15 protein-coding genes and 1 pseudogene are annotated in these 15,636 nt (G+C 38.5%); 3 read left to right on the top strand and 13 right to left on the bottom strand.

All coding sequences use genetic code 11. The features are described from left to right. Positions 1-43: 43 nt before the first annotated feature. Positions 44-1,504 (top strand): glucose-6-phosphate dehydrogenase, encoded by a 1,461-nt coding sequence (zwf, locus tag RHP64_RS10015; protein WP_002815576.1) that lies wholly within the window; start codon positions 44-46, stop codon positions 1,502-1,504. Positions 1,505-1,550: 46 nt separating this feature from the next. On the opposite strand, the gene RHP64_RS10020 is transcribed toward zwf, so the two are convergent. Then, the gene (locus RHP64_RS10020) at positions 1,551-2,465 is read right to left on the bottom strand and encodes a D-alanyl-D-alanine carboxypeptidase family protein (RefSeq protein WP_237048902.1); all 915 of its coding nucleotides are present in this window, start codon (positions 2,463-2,465) and stop codon (positions 1,551-1,553) included. Positions 2,466-2,542: 77 nt separating this feature from the next. On the opposite strand from RHP64_RS10020, the gene RHP64_RS10025 reads away from it, so the two are divergent. Next, positions 2,543-2,983 carry a MarR family transcriptional regulator gene (locus RHP64_RS10025; RefSeq protein ID WP_002815572.1) on the top strand — a complete coding sequence of 147 codons (441 nt, stop codon included), beginning with the start codon at positions 2,543-2,545 and terminating at the stop codon, positions 2,981-2,983. Next, positions 2,980-3,861 (top strand): metal ABC transporter solute-binding protein, encoded by an 882-nt coding sequence (locus RHP64_RS10030; RefSeq protein ID WP_010285772.1) that lies wholly within the window; start codon positions 2,980-2,982, stop codon positions 3,859-3,861. The genes RHP64_RS10025 and RHP64_RS10030 overlap by 4 nt, the downstream gene beginning before the upstream one ends. A 104-nt stretch (positions 3,862-3,965) precedes the next feature. Here RHP64_RS10030 and ubiE read toward each other — a convergent pair whose 3' ends face one another. From ubiE to leuB, 12 genes and pseudogenes are all read right to left on the bottom strand, one after another. Continuing rightward, a complete protein-coding gene (gene ubiE / locus RHP64_RS10035) occupies positions 3,966-4,676 on the bottom strand; it encodes a bifunctional demethylmenaquinone methyltransferase/2-methoxy-6-polyprenyl-1,4-benzoquinol methylase UbiE (protein ID WP_025268574.1) in 711 nt (236 codons plus the stop codon). After that, positions 4,673-6,112: an o-succinylbenzoate--CoA ligase gene (locus tag RHP64_RS10040; protein WP_025268575.1), complete on the bottom strand. Its 1,440-nt coding sequence runs from the start codon at positions 6,110-6,112 to the stop codon at positions 4,673-4,675. The genes ubiE and RHP64_RS10040 overlap by 4 nt, the downstream gene beginning before the upstream one ends. Positions 6,113-6,187: 75 nt before the next feature. Next, on the bottom strand, positions 6,188-6,703 hold the full coding sequence (locus RHP64_RS10045; RefSeq protein WP_010295526.1) for a GNAT family N-acetyltransferase: 516 nt from the start codon (positions 6,701-6,703) through the stop codon (positions 6,188-6,190). Positions 6,704-6,860: 157 nt separating this feature from the next. Next, positions 6,861-7,886 (bottom strand): HoxN/HupN/NixA family nickel/cobalt transporter, encoded by a 1,026-nt coding sequence (locus tag RHP64_RS10050; RefSeq protein WP_081107467.1) that lies wholly within the window; start codon positions 7,884-7,886, stop codon positions 6,861-6,863. Positions 7,887-8,378: 492 nt separating this feature from the next. Beyond that, positions 8,379-9,368, bottom strand: coding sequence for a DUF4097 family beta strand repeat-containing protein (locus tag RHP64_RS10055; protein ID WP_025268578.1), 990 nt, complete (start codon positions 9,366-9,368; stop codon positions 8,379-8,381). A 457-nt stretch (positions 9,369-9,825) separates the two neighbouring features. Then, positions 9,826-9,975, bottom strand: a pseudogene (locus RHP64_RS10060) (HAAS signaling domain-containing protein); the annotation flags it as partial. Positions 9,976-9,979: 4 nt separating this feature from the next. Continuing rightward, positions 9,980-10,288, bottom strand: coding sequence for a PadR family transcriptional regulator (locus tag RHP64_RS10065; RefSeq protein ID WP_025268580.1), 309 nt, complete (start codon positions 10,286-10,288; stop codon positions 9,980-9,982). Positions 10,289-10,492: 204 nt separating this feature from the next. Then, positions 10,493-11,281 (bottom strand): L-threonylcarbamoyladenylate synthase, encoded by a 789-nt coding sequence (locus RHP64_RS10070; protein ID WP_025268581.1) that lies wholly within the window; start codon positions 11,279-11,281, stop codon positions 10,493-10,495. Positions 11,282-11,298: 17 nt separating this feature from the next. After that, entirely contained in the window at positions 11,299-12,585 is a 1,287-nt protein-coding gene (locus tag RHP64_RS10075; RefSeq protein WP_025268582.1) for an MFS transporter, read from the bottom strand. Between the two features lie 10 nt (positions 12,586-12,595). Beyond that, entirely contained in the window at positions 12,596-13,180 is a 585-nt protein-coding gene (gene leuD / locus RHP64_RS10080; RefSeq protein WP_010290567.1) for a 3-isopropylmalate dehydratase small subunit, read from the bottom strand. Between the two features lie 9 nt (positions 13,181-13,189). Continuing rightward, on the bottom strand, positions 13,190-14,566 hold the full coding sequence (gene leuC / locus RHP64_RS10085) for a 3-isopropylmalate dehydratase large subunit (RefSeq protein WP_014325251.1): 1,377 nt from the start codon (positions 14,564-14,566) through the stop codon (positions 13,190-13,192). Then, positions 14,563-15,636: a 3-isopropylmalate dehydrogenase gene (gene leuB, locus RHP64_RS10090; RefSeq protein WP_025268583.1), complete on the bottom strand. Its 1,074-nt coding sequence runs from the start codon at positions 15,634-15,636 to the stop codon at positions 14,563-14,565. Before leuB ends, leuC begins: the two co-directional genes overlap by 4 nt.

A 15,636-nucleotide genomic window follows, 5' to 3' on the forward strand; every position in this document is an offset into this window, starting at 1 on the left:
TTATAATGGAGAGTGAATTTAATTATAATATAAGGGGAACATCATGGTTTCAGAAATCAAAACGTTGGTAACTTTCTTTGGCGGAACTGGTGATTTAGCAAAGCGTAAGCTTTACCCATCAGTTTTCAACCTCTACAAAAAAGGATACTTACAAGAACACTTTGCCATTGTTGGGACAGCACGTCAACAATTAAGTGATGACGAGTTTAAGCAATTGGTTCGTGATTCAATTAAAGACTTTACTGAAGATCAAGCACAAGCTGAAGCGTTTATTGCGCATTTTTCTTACCGTGCGCACGATGTCACAGATGCCGCTTCTTATGGTATCTTGAAGTCAGCGATCGAAGAAGCAGCAACCAAATTTGACATTGATGGCAATCGTATTTTCTATATGTCAGTTGCCCCTCGTTTCTTCGGTACAATCGCTAAATATTTGAAATCAGAAGGTTTGCTAGCTGAAACTGGCTACAATCGTTTGATGATTGAAAAGCCTTTTGGTACATCATACGCCACCGCAGAAGAATTGCAAAGTGATTTGGAAAATGCATTTGATGATGACCAACTGTTCCGTATTGACCACTATCTTGGAAAAGAAATGGTACAAAATATTGCAGCATTACGTTTTGGTAACCCAATCTTTGATGCCGCTTGGAATAAGGACTATATCAAAAACGTACAAGTAACTTTGGCTGAAGTTCTAGGTGTTGAAGAGCGTGCTGGTTACTACGATACCACTGGCGCCCTTTTGGATATGATTCAAAACCACACAATGCAAATTGTTGGTTGGTTAGCAATGGAAAAACCTGAATCATTCAATGATAAGGATATCCGTGCAGCTAAAAACGCCGCCTTCAATGCACTAAAGATTTATAACGAAGAAGAAGTGAATAAGTACTTCGTTCGTGCACAATATGGTGCTGGTGATACAGCTGATTACAAACCATATTTGGAAGAAGCAGATGTCCCTGCTGACTCAAAGAACAACACATTCATTGCTGGTGAATTGCAGTTCGATTTGCCACGTTGGGAAGGTGTTCCTTTCTATGTTCGTTCAGGTAAGCGTTTGGCTGCCAAGCAAACACGTGTTGATATTGTATTTAAGGCTGGCACATTCAACTTTGGTTCAGAACAAGAAGCACAAGAATCAGTACTCTCAATCATCATTGATCCAAAGGGTGCTATTGAATTGAAGCTTAACGCTAAGTCAGTTGAAGATGCCTTCAACACCCGCACAATCAACTTGGATTGGGCAGTATCTGATGAAGACAAGAAGAACACACCAGAACCATACGAACGTATGATTCACGATACAATGAATGGTGACGGATCAAACTTTGCTGATTGGAACGGTGTATCAATTGCTTGGAAGTTTGTTGACGCAATTACTGCCGTTTACGATGCAGATAAAGCACCATTGGAGACATATAAGTCAGGTTCAATGGGTCCTGAAGCATCAGACAAGCTATTAGCTGAAAATGGCGATGCTTGGGTATTTAAAGGATAAGCACATTTAAAAAGACCATCAAACAAATCTTTGTTTGACGGTCTTTTTATATTGTCTGATTTAAGATGCGTTTGGTTTCACGGAAAACGGCTGACAAATTGGTGTATTGATCAGCATGCAATACAACCGTGATATAATGCTTCCCTTTATATGTAAATAATCCCACATAAGAAACACCTGATTTAACAGAGATACCAAGTTTAACACCGGTGACCGTATATTTCGTATTTTTAAAATAATTTTTCATTAAAACATAATTACTATCTTGTGTAATGCCATCAAATTGATTTTGTGATTGATGAACAATTCTCTTTATTCGTGGTATTTTTTCTAAAATATTATCAGTCATAAGCGCAACATCAACAGCAGACATCTTATTTTCTGCATTATCAGGCGCCTTGACGCCATCATCCATTGCTTCATCATTACGGATTCCTGCTGCATTATACCATTGCGCTGATGCAAGCCCCCAAGACTGACTAGTCTTAGTCATTAATTTAACAAACTTTGTTTGTGAACCACTAACCTGATCACCTAAGGCAATAGCCGCGTCATTAGCTGATAACTGTAAGGCAGCACGCAATAATTCATCTGCTGAATAGGATTGATTACTATCCAAATTCACACTTGCCAGATTAGATTCTTCTCCGATTTTCATCGTGTTTGACGACGGCTGCACTTGCGTGCCTAAAGGTAACTTTTTTAGTACCAAATAGCCCGTCATTAATTTACTAATTGACGCAATCGCTAAAGGTTTATGAGCGTTTTTTTCGGACAAAATTTTATCTGTATCCGCATTCATCACCACCGCTGCTTTCGCCGTTGTTGTGATTTTTTTAATTGATTTCTTTTTTTTACTTGCTTGGATTTGTTGCCCATTCACAGGAAATGCTATACTCAATGTCACAATACAAATTGCTGCCAGTAGTCCGCTTTTCTTCATGACTATAATTGTACTCAAAAATAACCTGTTGACAATAGCTTCGCTTACATTATATAATTAACTGGTTAATTAACCAGTAAACTAAAGAGGTGTTTATGGAAAAAACAGATAAGATTATTCAAGAGCTTAACTCTTTTGTTCAAGAATACGCTACTAATTCTGAACTCGTAGCGGCAACTGCTGGACAAAAGATCAATTCAACACAAGCCCACTTACTAATGTTGCTTAAAATTCTGCAATCGCAGACTAACACAGAATTAGCTGCTGCAATGAATCTATCAAAGCCTGCTATCACCAAAGCTATTAAAAACCTGATGCGCTATCATTATGTCACAGCGGTGGTAGATGATTCTGATAAACGGAGCACTCACTATTTACTGACTGAAGATGGCGAAAAATTGGCACAACTCCACGAGCAGGCCCACGCCACGATGCACGATGATATTCATACCATCATGGCTGATTTCACACAGGAACAACAACAAACCATCACCCAGTTTTTAACAAAACTCAATAAAATAGGAAATAACTCATGAAAAAAATAATTATAGCACTCTCTGCCATTGTCGTCATCGTCATTGGTGTTGCCTTATTCAGAGGTAACTCCTCGTCGTCATCCAATCAAAAAATAACTATTGTTGCTTCAACAGACTTCTACGCCGAAATCGCCAAAACAGTAGTTGGCGAACACGGTACAGCAACTGCTATTATCAAGGACGCGAATGTTTCTCCCGAAGATTATGAGCCAACAACCACGGTTGCTAAAAAGGTTAGTGGTGCTGATATCGTTCTTGCTAATGGTCTAGGATATGACGCATGGCTAAATAAGCTTGCCAAAACTTCTAAAAATACAAAACTTATTCGCGTCGGCGAAGATGTTTTAAATAAAAAAACAGGCGTCAACCCGCACTTGTGGAATGATCCTGAAACGATGAGTAAAACAGCAAATTACCTAGCAACTGAGCTTGGTAAGAAAGACCCTAAAAACCGCGATTATTACAAAAAGAACGCCAAAAAGTACGTCGCTAGCCTGAAACCTGTGAATGATTTAATCACAAAAATATCCAAAAAGGCTGATGGCCAAACCGTTGCCCAAACTGAACCTGTTTTTGAGTATATGCTAGATGCCTTAGGATACAAAATAATGGATACAGATTTCTCTGAAGCAATTGAGGAAGGTAATGATCCTTCACCCGCAACATTAGCTGCACTTAAATCAGCAATTACAAACCATAAAATTGCCTTCTTCGTTAATAATACTCAGACATCAAGTTCAACTGTCTCTAACTTAATCGATTTAGCAAAGAAAAATGACATCCCCGTTGTTAATGTAACTGAAACCATTCCAAACGGTGAAAACTATGTTAGTTGGAAGCTAAAAGAACTGAAAGCAATCGAAAAAGTTACGCAATAAAAACCTCTCTGAAAAAAATTAAAAAGATCAGCTATCCAAATCATAAAGATAGCTGATCTTTTTAGCATTAATTTGCCTACCAATGAAATACTTTATATCTAACCCTATTTTGTCGCATAGTGTGCCGCCGCGGCACCCAAATTAAAACGAGAAATTCTAACTTTTTTGAAGCCCGACTTTAGCAGCAATTGCCCAAGCGTCATATAGTCCATAAAATGTTCTGTTGTTTCATCAAGATATTTGTATTCCTGATATTTTCCTTTAGCAAAAACACGCCCAAATAATGGCATGACATGACCAAAATATAACTGCCAAAATGGTTTAACAAGGGGGCTATCGGGTTGCGATGTTTCTAAAATGACAAGCTGTCCGCCTGGCTTTAAAATACGATACATTTCTTTGATTCCTTGCTTTGGATCAGGTAAATTACGTAATCCAAAACCAATGGTCACAATATCAAAGCTGTTATCAGGAAATTCTAAATCCATCACATCTCCTTGCTCAAGTGTGATTTTTTCCGAATAGTCACTTATATCAATCTTTGTTTGCCCGACCGCAAGCATGGATTCACTGAAGTCTAGGCCAATGATCTCAGAATCAGAGTCACTGTTTTCTGCCAATGCAATTGCCCAATCAGCAGTTCCCGTCGCCAAATCAATTATTTGTGCTTTTTCTGGAAATATCATCTTATCCATAACCTTCTGACGCCACTTTTTGTGCGATCCCAGGCTGATAATGTTATTCATTTTGTCATATTCTGGTGCAATAGTATTAAACAGGGATTTCACATCTGTATTTTTTGGAGATAATGTCATATCAATTCCTTTAATCTTTCAAGTTCAGCTAGGAAAGGTTTACGTTGTGTTTTTCCACTAGCAGTAGTGTGCCAGCTTTGAGCCAGATAAAATCGTTTTGGTATTTTATAATGCGCAATACGCTCTCGACCGAATTGAATTAAAGCATCTTTTTTCAATTCTTCACCCAAAACGATAGCTATTGGCACTGAACCCCACTTTTGATCCGACACCCCGACGACGACTATTTTATTTAATCCTGGGTATTCTGCGTAAATATCTTCAACTTCATTGGGAAAAATATTCTCACCACCTGAATTTATCATATCACCTTCACGCCCTTGGACAAACAAATATCCTTCAGCATCCAAATAACCATAATCTTCAGTATTAAACCAACCATCTATCATATGTTCAGCTAGTTTATCTGGTTGATTGAGATATCCTGTCGTTAGCGTTGGTGATTGAATCCAAATATTCCCTTGCTGGGACACTTTTCCAGCATGATCAGCAATTTTTAAACGAACTGGAAATAATGGTTTCCCCACAGAACCCACTTTTTGAACCGCATCTTTTGCATCAAGCGCCACAATTTGCGAGGCAGTCTCTGTCATGCCATACGATTGAATGACAGGAATTTGGTGGATCTGTGCCTGTTTCAATGTTGCAAGGTCTGTTGGTCCACCGCCAAGAAGCATTGACCGAAAATGATTATTATAATGAGCACCTTTTGGTAGGTCAGCAACTAACTGTTTTAACATCACTGGAACGACTGATATAGCAGTAATCGATTGTTCAATCAACAGTTCATTAACCTGATGAGCATCAAATTTAGATTGTAAGACCACGCGCATACCATAAATTAATCCACGCATAATGATCGAAAATCCACTAATGTGGAAGATAGGTACAACAGCCAACCAACTATCATCAGATGTTAATCCTAAATTCAAAGCACTCCCCATCGCAGAATAGAAATGGTTTTGATATGTTTGCATAACACCCTTGGCTTTACTCGTTGTACCCGAAGTATACATGATACTTGTCACAAAGTCTTCAGGAAAAATTTCAATTGGTATTATCTTTTGCTGTGTGGACAAATCACTGAACTTAATTTGCTTATCAATACTTAGCTCGCTCATGTAATCATCATCTGTTAAAACAGTTGTCACACCCGCATCTGCAAGCTGATAATTAATTTCTGCTACTGATAAACGCCAGTTTATAAAAACGATGGTCTTGCCAAGTTGCTGCAAAGCCATAATCACCAAGTATCCCGTGAGCGTATTATTCATTATCAATGCCACGCGAGAATTATCTTGGGTAACTGTCGCAATTTTTTTGGCCATATTGTGTGCTTGGTCAGCCACTTCTTGAAATGTTAATTGTTTATTTTTATACTGTACGGCGATCCGATTCGGCGTAAGCCGTGCACGTTTTGTAAGCCAGTTTTCCATTTTTATATCATACCGCAGAATTTCTTTGAAAACAAAAATGTTGCTGTGTCAAAAATATTAGTTTTATGACTAAAATTACTCAACCTGGGCTTCAATTCCTAATTCTGAGACTGCGTTGAGATAGTCATCGTCAGAGATTTCATCTGTCGTACGCAATAGATGGAAAGTCCCGCCCATATTTTTAGTCACGAGATGCGCATCGTTAACCCCATTGCGCTTATAAAAATCATATCGTTTCACACGTTGCATTTCATTATCTGCCTGTTGGCCTGTAATTTCTGATTCTAATATTACCCCATTTGGGTACTGCTCTTTTAATGCAGCAATTGTTTTACTCCCAATCCCTCTTCCACGAATATTCGCATCAACTGCAAAATAGAGTACAAATACTTTTTGTGCTGATATTTCAACCAATAACAAAATACCAACTGGTTGTTCATCAACAACTAAAGCCATCTTAACGGGTTCTTTTGTCTTAGCCAGCTGAGCTAGCTGCATAAAATCAAGGCGTTCATATTCTGGAAATGATTGCATATAAATGTCTTGCCAATAAGCTTTATCTTCTTCGGTTACGTTAACAATTTTTATCATTAGAATGATCTCCATGTACATAGTAGCGATTGTTCTCATTTTATCATAATTCAAAGAAAGATAGGTCTACGCTATTTAAAATAAAAAACGCACCAAGCGTATCAACTTAAAGTAACACTTTTTTGATCTGCCTTAGCGTATTTTTTATGATGATGGTTCAAATTATTTGTTCTTTATCAGCTAATTTAAACACGTGCCAAATAGTAATCGCAACGACCCATGCGATAACAAACAATGCGACCAGTATGACGCCCATCTGGTTAAAATCTAGCGAAGCCGCCCATCGTGTCAATGCGTTGTTCCAATTAAACATCACGCTAAATGACTGAACAAAATCAATAAATCCAATAAATCCGGCTGCCATTATAGAAATCCCTGTAATTGTTAAATTGTAATACACTTTACGATAAGGTGATGAAAATACCCAACGATACGTCGTACTCATAAAAAAACCATCAATGGTATCCATCAAACACATACCAGCAGTAAATAATAACGGAAAAGCTAATGTTGCATACCAGGGAACTCCTGCATTTGCAGCTGTGGCAGATGTTGCTAATACTGCAATCTGAGTAGCAGTATCAAAACCTAATCCGAAAAGAAATCCAACAATTGCTACTTGCCAGTTATGCTTAATCATTCCTAATAGTTTCAAAAATAAACGATAAATCTTAGATGAATTGATTTGGTCATCTGTACCTGCTTTGGTATGATGATTACGCATAGCGACAAACTTCACCCAGATATCATGCAAGATAACACTATTCACGATGGCCAACATCATCAACATGGTAGCTGCAATAAGTGTTCCTAAGGCGCCTCCTATTTGCTCAAAAATAGGCATAGAATGTTTTGCCCATTCTACAAACAGAACGGTTACCAATGCCATCAACACCACAACCATTGAATGTCCAAATGAAAAACTAAAACCAACGCCGCGTGTATTTTTACCATCATTAAGCATCTTGCGTGTCATGTTGTCAATTGCTGCAATATGATCCACATCAAAAGCATGCCGCAATCCCATTGTGAAGGAAAGATAGGCCATCGCTATCATTTCAGGATATTGTGTAGCACTTGTCATTAACAACAGCATTCCCGATACCAAAAAAAGAATAATTATTGCCCCATAGCGTATCGCATCGGACTGAACAGTTGCTTGTTTTTTTATATTTAACATCATAAATTTTCTCCCTTTTTGCTGTAGAAATAAGATTATCACAGCACCTGTTATTGCGTAAATATGCTGAACAAATTGTGTCCCTAATGAACTAAACATGTCCTTCCATACTACATTCGATTATTTTTTAGCACGATGCTCATTCGAATTCGCGCTACTACCTCTTTAAGTTGAAAAGGACAAAAAAACACCCCAACCTTTAACAGTTGGGGTGTTTTTACTCACTTGTCCCAACTATCTACTAATCAATGTCACATTGGTTTAGTAGATAGTCACTCAAAGAACCTACTAAACATCAACTGAGAAGTAGGTAGAGGAGAGAATGGTTCATTTTTTTAATTGTTTTGTTCATAATTTTTCCTCTTTTTCATATAATTTATATTTTTTAATATGAAACTAATTATATTATCTTACTCTAATTAAGTCGAATGTTTTATTATCTTATTTTAATAATATAACTAATGATACTAACCAGCTACTGAGCAAATGTATTAACTACTGCTTAATCGTCACATCGCCGCTATCTGTTGATATTACGTATGCTCCAGTTGTTCCTTTATGTGTGTAACTTGTCTGATCATCATCATGACTATTGAAAGCAGAAATATCCCCGTCAAGCGTTTTAGCAGTCACACTACTTTTCCCAATCATTGCCGATATATCGCCATCTTGTGCTGTAATGGTAAGCTGACCAGATAGTTGGTTATTCATTAAAGCGACATCCCCATATGATGTGTTTATTTTACCCGTATTAATATGATTATGATGCATGCTCAAGTCACCATTTTCAAGTTGAATGTTCATTCCATCGCTAATTCGTGTATTTTGTATAGTTAAATCACCATTATCACTTTTAATTGTAGCTGTCGATGTAGTCACGTCATTTAAATCAGTATCTTCAATATCATCGAACGTTAAGTCATGTTGAACTATTATGTTTTTTAATCTTGTATCTGCAACATGTTGAATTGCTATTTTATCCGCTTTGACATCAGACAGGCTAACATCACTGCTATTCTGTCCGTCAATTTGAATATCAGTCAAACTTTGTGATTGCGGTACTGTAATCACAATACCCTCTTGATATCCATGGTTACCGTAATTCCAAGAAATGCCAGTAATATTAAATTCGATGTTAATATTACCTTGAGATATACTGTTAGCCTGTTTATCAGTAATTTTCAAATGACTTTGCTGATAGCTCAACTCGGGTAGTTTTTGATACGTCATTACTTTAACGGTGGTTTTCTTAACATCCCCTGTGATAATACGTACAGGTAAAGATGTTGACACGTCAATATTTTTCACCTCGCTATAAGTATATGAATGTTGTACCATTCTTTCTTTTTGTGTTTTACGGTCAATAACTTTAGGGCCATTATTCCAAGAAATAGAACTGGATCCGCCACCAAAACCAAATCCAATTAAAGCTAGCACAGCACCAATAACTATCAAACTCAATCCAATTTTAACACTTCGTTTCATGTTATTTGTCCTCCCGATGCATGTGCTTTTTATCAGTAAAGCGACGATAAATTGCCTTGCTTAATTGTGCTGTTTTATCAATTAGCCACCTCAAGAGACCAATACCAGCTGGTATTACTGTCAACATTATGCCCAATATGAGCAAACCACAACCAATATAATACAGCCCCGTCCAGATTGATTGCAGCAAAACGCCAACTCCGATAATGACTAATAAAATACTTGTCAGGCTCAGTGCAATGACAACTGCAATAAAAGCCGCTAGGACTGCAAAACCAACAGCAGCAAGCGTGACCAAGACAATGAATACAGGTAATGCTAACGGTGACGCCAGTAATGCTAATCCAATCCACCAAATCAGCTTAATATTTGACCGTGGATTTTTACTAGTGGTATCATCTGTTGATTTTTCATCTGCCTTAATTGAATAGTCAGCTAAAATTTTTCGTGAGAGTTGTTTTGGTGTGCCTAACTCACTAATGCATTGCTCATATGTGACTAAATCAGCATCCATCACGTACTCTCGATAGAAATTCATCGCTTCCTCTTTATCTGAATGGTGCAACTGATGTAGTAGTTGCTCTAACTCAGCTAAATAATTCTCCATCTGCTTATCTCTCCTTCAATAATGTGTCAACGTTTGCTTGGAACATTACCCAATCTTGGCGTATGCTAGCCAATCTGTCACGACCTCGTGTTGTAATCTGGTAGTAACGTCGATTTCTGCCTTGATAAGGTTGATCATACGTTGTAACAAATTGATTATTTTTTAATCTCCGTAGTACAGGGTATAACGTCGATTCCGAAACAGAAATCGTGCCCTGCACTCTTTGCGTTAATGCATAACCGTAATAATCTTCTTTATCTAATATCGCTAAAACGCAACCGTCTAATAATTCTGAACTCATTTGAATTGCCATACTTATTTTCTCCAATACTATACGACATATAATATATGTTCAAAAATATTATATGGATTTTTAATTGTTTTGTCAACAAAAAAATATCTCAACAAATGTCATTGTTGAGATATTTTTCGTTGCCTAATCATCTTTTAATAGCTCGCAATCAATAAAATAGATAGCGTAACGCTCGTTTGGCTTTTAACTGTTTTATGCAATTTTTTAGTAATAAAATCCGTGACGATAGTCCCATGACGAGAAAATATCACTCATAATTTTCATGATTTTGTCGACATCTAATCCTTTACGAATAACGATTGGCGCTGGTTGGATACCAACAGCACCATTTTGTTCTGGAATGAGCTTACCTGTCTCATCAACCATAGATACCATCACCCCTTGTTCGTAACGTGTATCTAATGTCTTGTCGGGTTGAATTGATGCCACGTAATCATCGGCCTCAATAATTAAGTCAGCAGCATTTTCAATTTGGTCACCAATACCAGCTACCAAACCACGATTCCCCTTACCAGAAGGATTAGCTGAACTTGCAAATGAGAACTTACCGTACTTTTCCCACATTTCTTTGGCAATATTTTCACTTGGTGTACCAAACTTGATAACAAAACAACTAGTTTCACGTTTATCCATCATCAAATTTTTGGTCCCGTCATTTGGTATCTTGCTCTTTGCTTCTTCTTTCCATGGCAAGATACAACCCAACAAAATGTCCTCATCCCAATGTTGTTGATACATTTGTTCGATTTCAGGTGTCATTTGTGCTAATTCTTTAACTTGTTCTACTGAACCACATAGTACGACACCTGGTTTATTACGCTTACGATTCTTAGCAGCAAATTTTCGTTCCAACCCTTGATCATCTGAAGTCATGATAATGTAACCCACTTTTGTTGGACTAACGATCATCCCCCCATCTTCTTTCAAGATGTCAATGGCTTCACCTTGAACGCCACCATTCCAATGAATCTTTGCTGTTGTTGCTTCTGTCATGATAAAATACCATCCTTTTAATATATTGCTTTTTGTTTTGTTTCTGGCCCATAAACTGCGACCACAATAGCTGCAATTAGCGCCACTGCTGCGATAAAATAGAAAATCAAGTTCGCACTAAATTGTGTAATTGCCCACGCTGCAAAATATGGTGTTAAAACCGTCAATATTTTAGCAACGCCATTAGCATAACCTGTTCCACGGAATCTAAAGTAAGTGGGGAACAACTCTGACATATAAACCCCGACAACCGAAGCCATCAAAATATACATCATAGTTACGACCAAAAATCCTACCGTTAAAATTCCAACCGTTGTATGTTGCTGCGAATAAATCATCCCAAACACCGCAGTCATTACAAAGGCAGAAACAATGACCTTTTTACGACCTATCACGTCAACCAATAATGCGCCTATAAGTGCGCCTATTGGAGCCCCAGCCATCATAACTGCGGAGAATGTTAGTGAATGAACCACTTCGATTCCTTGTTTGATCAATAATGTTGGCATCCACGATGTAAATGTATACTGTGTTAAATTAACTGCACTGACAGCAACCGTTGCAACCAAAAGCCCAATACCAATCCTAGTCTTCACTGGTAGTCGTTTTACACTAGAATCATTTGTGCTGTACGAACCATTCACTTCCAATTTCTCAATGATCTTTTCAGCTTTATCATATTCTCCGCGTGCAATTAACCATCGCGGTGATTCGGGAAAATGACGGCGAACCACCCATAAAATCAATGCTAACACACCAACAATAACAAACATTGCACGCCATGTATAACGAGGAATAACGCTTGCTGCCAAAAGTAAGGTCAATGGTGCAGCCAAATTAGCAATCACAGAAGTTACGCCACTCCACCGACCACGATTTTTAATTGGGGCAAATTCATTAATTAGGGCATAACCTGTCACAATTTCTGCGCCTAACCCAATTGCGGCGAAAAAACGTAGTCCGACTAACATCCAAATATTAGTTGCAAATGCCGCACATAGGGTTAGTACACCAAATATCAACAAATTAGTCGAATACGCTTTTCTTCTGCCCAGAAAATCACCGATAAATCCAGCAAAAATGGACCCAAAGAAAAGACCTAAAAATCCAGAGGAAAGAAACACAGAACCTTGTGCAAGTGTGGCAAAATGTGTGCTAACTATTGCACTATTTACTGCACTAGCAAGATAAACGTCCGCCCCATCTAAAATCATACCAGCTGCAATCATCGCAAAGACACGGTAAAATGTCGCTGTTTCTTTGGTCGTGTCCATCCGTTGTTGCAAATTCATTGCCTGTTCCATGTACTGCCTCCTAACCAAAATTTGGTCGTTGCTTTTCGAATGCAGCGATCAATTTTTCATATTTCATCGTGTTATCAATATCATCTTCACCATTGATAAACTTTTCTTTCCATTGTGAGTTGATATCAAAGTGGAAAGTATAGTTTTTATAAGTCACAGTTTGTTCGGGTAAATCAATTTGAATATTTTCATCTGCTTGAATACCCCGTAATATTTTCCGATTTTCTTCGGGCAACACAATCGGTAACAAACCATTCTTAGTTGAATTCATGTAAAAAATGTCTGAAAATCCGCCGCCAATCACTGCCCTGAATCCATAATCCGTTAACGCCCATACTGCGTGTTCTCGTGATGAGCCCGATCCAAAATCATTTCCTGTAATTAAAATTGAAGCCCCTTGATGTGCTGGTTTGTTCAACTCAAACGCCTCATTCAACGAACCGTCGGCATTGTAGCGCCAATCAAAGAATAAATCTTTACCAAAGCCGGTCTTTAAAATGTTTTTCAAAAATTGTTTAGGCAAGATAATATCAGTATTAATGTTGTCATTTGGAATAACAACCGCTCTACCTGTTTCTCTTACAAAAGCTTCCATATTATTCCCCTATACAAATTCATCTGTCGTAATATCAACGAAGTGACCAGCAATCCCTGCTGCAGCAACCATAGCTGGAGAAGCCAAATGCGTTCTCGATCCTGCACCTTGGCGTCCAATGAAATTTCTATTTGATGTTGAAGCAACATGTTTCCCTGCTGGAATTTTATCGGGATTCATCGCCAAGCATGCCGAACATCCTGGTTCACGCCATTCACAACCAGCTTCTTCAAATATTTGAGCAATACCCGATTTAATCGCACGATTTCTTATCGCACGACTGCCAGGCACCACCCAGGCAGTGACATTAGGCGCCAAGTGATGCCCCTTCATCATATTCGCAGCAATTTCAAGATCTTCATAACGACTATTCGTGCATGATCCGATGAAAATGTAATCTAAATTAATGTCAACTGGCTTCATATTGGGATGCAAGCCAATATATTCATAGGCATTGGCATCATTATCATCTTTGATTGCTGGCAAAGACTGATCAACAGGTGTGGCCATGCCTGGATTTGTTCCCCATGTCACCATCGGTTTCAAATTTGATACATCAAAGGTCAACGTCTCATCAAAATCACTTTCATCATCTGTGTAGAATTGTGACCAATAGTTTTTAGCGGATTCAAAATCTTTTGGTGCTTGTTCACGACCTTCAATGTAGTCAAATGTCGTTTGATCTGGTTGCACCATACCAGTTCTTGAACCAGCTTCAATTGACATATTACACATCGTCATACGAGCCTCCATTGAAAGGTTCTCAACAGTTTCTCCGTAAAATTCGATCGCATAACCGACTCCAAACGACACCCCATATTTAGCAATGATGCCCATGATAATATCTTTGGCGTATGTATTTTTAGGCAGTTTTCCAGTCACCTTAATCCCCATGGTTTTTGGTTTAACTTGCCAAATCGTTTGGGTCGCTAGCACATGCTCAACTTCGGAAGTGCCAATGCCAAAGGCGATTGCTCCAAACGCACCATGTGTTGCTGTGTGGGAATCACCACAGACGATTACTTTGGCAGGCTGTGTCAGACCCCGTTCAGGCCCCACAACATGCACAATTCCTTGCTTGTCATCACCAATTGATGCTAATGGGATGTCAAATTCCTTCGTGTTTTTGACCAATGTATCCATCTGCAATCGAGACATTTGATCTTGTACATTAAAAATATCTTTAGTCGGCACGTTATGATCCATTGTCGCAAAGGTTAAATCCGGTCGCCTAACGCGGCGATTTGTACTTCTCAACCCATCGAAAGGCTGTGGTGAGGTGACCTCATGTACTAAATGTAAATCCACATAAATCAGTTGAGCTTCACCGACTTCCCCAGTAATGACGTGTTTTTCCCAAATTTTGTCAAATAGTGTTTTGCTCATTTTATATCCGCCGATTCATACTTTTTAATGTAATCAACCATTTTTTGCGTGACCTCATCGGTCGTCATCGCGCCACCCATGTCTGGTGTCACATAGTGGTTTTCAATAATGTAGTCTACTGCTGCAGTAATTTTATCGGCAATCCTTTTTTCATCAAAACTTTCCGTTAACATCATAGCTACTGTATTTACCATAGAAATGGGATTGGCTATGCCTTGCCCAGCAATGTCAGGTGCTGAGCCATGAATTGGCTCATACAAATTAGGGCCGCTTTCACCAACTGACATAGAAGGTATTTGTCCAATTGAGCCTGTAATTTGTGCTGCTTCATCACTTAAAATGTCCCCAAACAAATTAGGTATAATCACAACATCAAATGCTGTGGGCTTGGCCATAATAGCCATTGTCATCGCGTCAACATAGTAATAGTCGATTGTCACATCCGGATAACTTTTGCCAACTTCATTAGCAATCTTTCGCCAAAACTTTGATGTAGCCAATACATTTGACTTATCAACAATGGTGACATGCTTGTTCCGTTTTTGCGCCATTTTAAAGCCTTGGTGCATAATACGAGTTACTTCTTCTTCACTGTAATACATCGTATCAATCGCTTGATGTGCTTCGAGCTTACGTGGCTTTCCAAAATAAGCACCAGAGGTCAGCTCACGAACGATTACAAAATCCGTATTTTCAACATACTCTGGCTTCAGTGGTGAACGGTCAATTTGTGCTGCCGTCACTTTTGTTGGCCGGATATTAGCAAATACGTTAAGTTTTGATCTAATTTCTAATAGCCCTTGTTCTGGACGTCGTGGCGCATTATCCCATTTCGGCCCACCAATTGCACTAAGTAGCACCGCATCAGCTTGTTTTGAAACATCAATAGTTGACTGTGGTAGAGGGTCACCAGCTCGATCAATACCATCACCACCAAATGGTGCATCTATAAGTTCATAAGCAAATGTTGTATCCTTTGTCGCAGCGTCCAATACTGCTAATCCTGCTGTCATGATTTCCGGACCGATATAATCGCCTTTTAAAACTACTATTTTTTTAACTGATGTCAT

The organism is Leuconostoc sp. XM4 (genome assembly GCF_055698815.1).

Excerpts from the sequence above, each read along its gene's own strand:
- zwf (WP_002815576.1), top strand. The coding sequence starts at position 44 with ATGGTTTCAGAAATCAAAACGTTGGTAACTTTCTTTGGCGGAACTGGT.
- RHP64_RS10025 (WP_002815572.1), top strand. The coding sequence starts at position 2,543 with ATGGAAAAAACAGATAAGATTATTCAAGAGCTTAACTCTTTTGTTCAA.
- RHP64_RS10030 (WP_010285772.1), top strand. The coding sequence starts at position 2,980 with ATGAAAAAAATAATTATAGCACTCTCTGCCATTGTCGTCATCGTCATT.
- ubiE (WP_025268574.1), bottom strand. The coding sequence starts at position 4,676 with ATGACATTATCTCCAAAAAATACAGATGTGAAATCCCTGTTTAATACT.
- RHP64_RS10040 (WP_025268575.1), bottom strand. The coding sequence starts at position 6,112 with ATGGAAAACTGGCTTACAAAACGTGCACGGCTTACGCCGAATCGGATC.
- RHP64_RS10045 (WP_010295526.1), bottom strand. The coding sequence starts at position 6,703 with ATGATAAAAATTGTTAACGTAACCGAAGAAGATAAAGCTTATTGGCAA.
- RHP64_RS10050 (WP_081107467.1), bottom strand. The coding sequence starts at position 7,886 with ATGATGTTAAATATAAAAAAACAAGCAACTGTTCAGTCCGATGCGATA.
- RHP64_RS10055 (WP_025268578.1), bottom strand. The coding sequence starts at position 9,368 with ATGAAACGAAGTGTTAAAATTGGATTGAGTTTGATAGTTATTGGTGCT.
- RHP64_RS10065 (WP_025268580.1), bottom strand. The coding sequence starts at position 10,288 with ATGGCAATTCAAATGAGTTCAGAATTATTAGACGGTTGCGTTTTAGCG.
- RHP64_RS10070 (WP_025268581.1), bottom strand. The coding sequence starts at position 11,281 with ATGACAGAAGCAACAACAGCAAAGATTCATTGGAATGGTGGCGTTCAA.
- RHP64_RS10075 (WP_025268582.1), bottom strand. The coding sequence starts at position 12,585 with ATGGAACAGGCAATGAATTTGCAACAACGGATGGACACGACCAAAGAA.
- leuD (WP_010290567.1), bottom strand. The coding sequence starts at position 13,180 with ATGGAAGCTTTTGTAAGAGAAACAGGTAGAGCGGTTGTTATTCCAAAT.
- leuC (WP_014325251.1), bottom strand. The coding sequence starts at position 14,566 with ATGAGCAAAACACTATTTGACAAAATTTGGGAAAAACACGTCATTACT.
- leuB (WP_025268583.1), bottom strand. The coding sequence starts at position 15,636 with ATGACATCAGTTAAAAAAATAGTAGTTTTAAAAGGCGATTATATCGGT.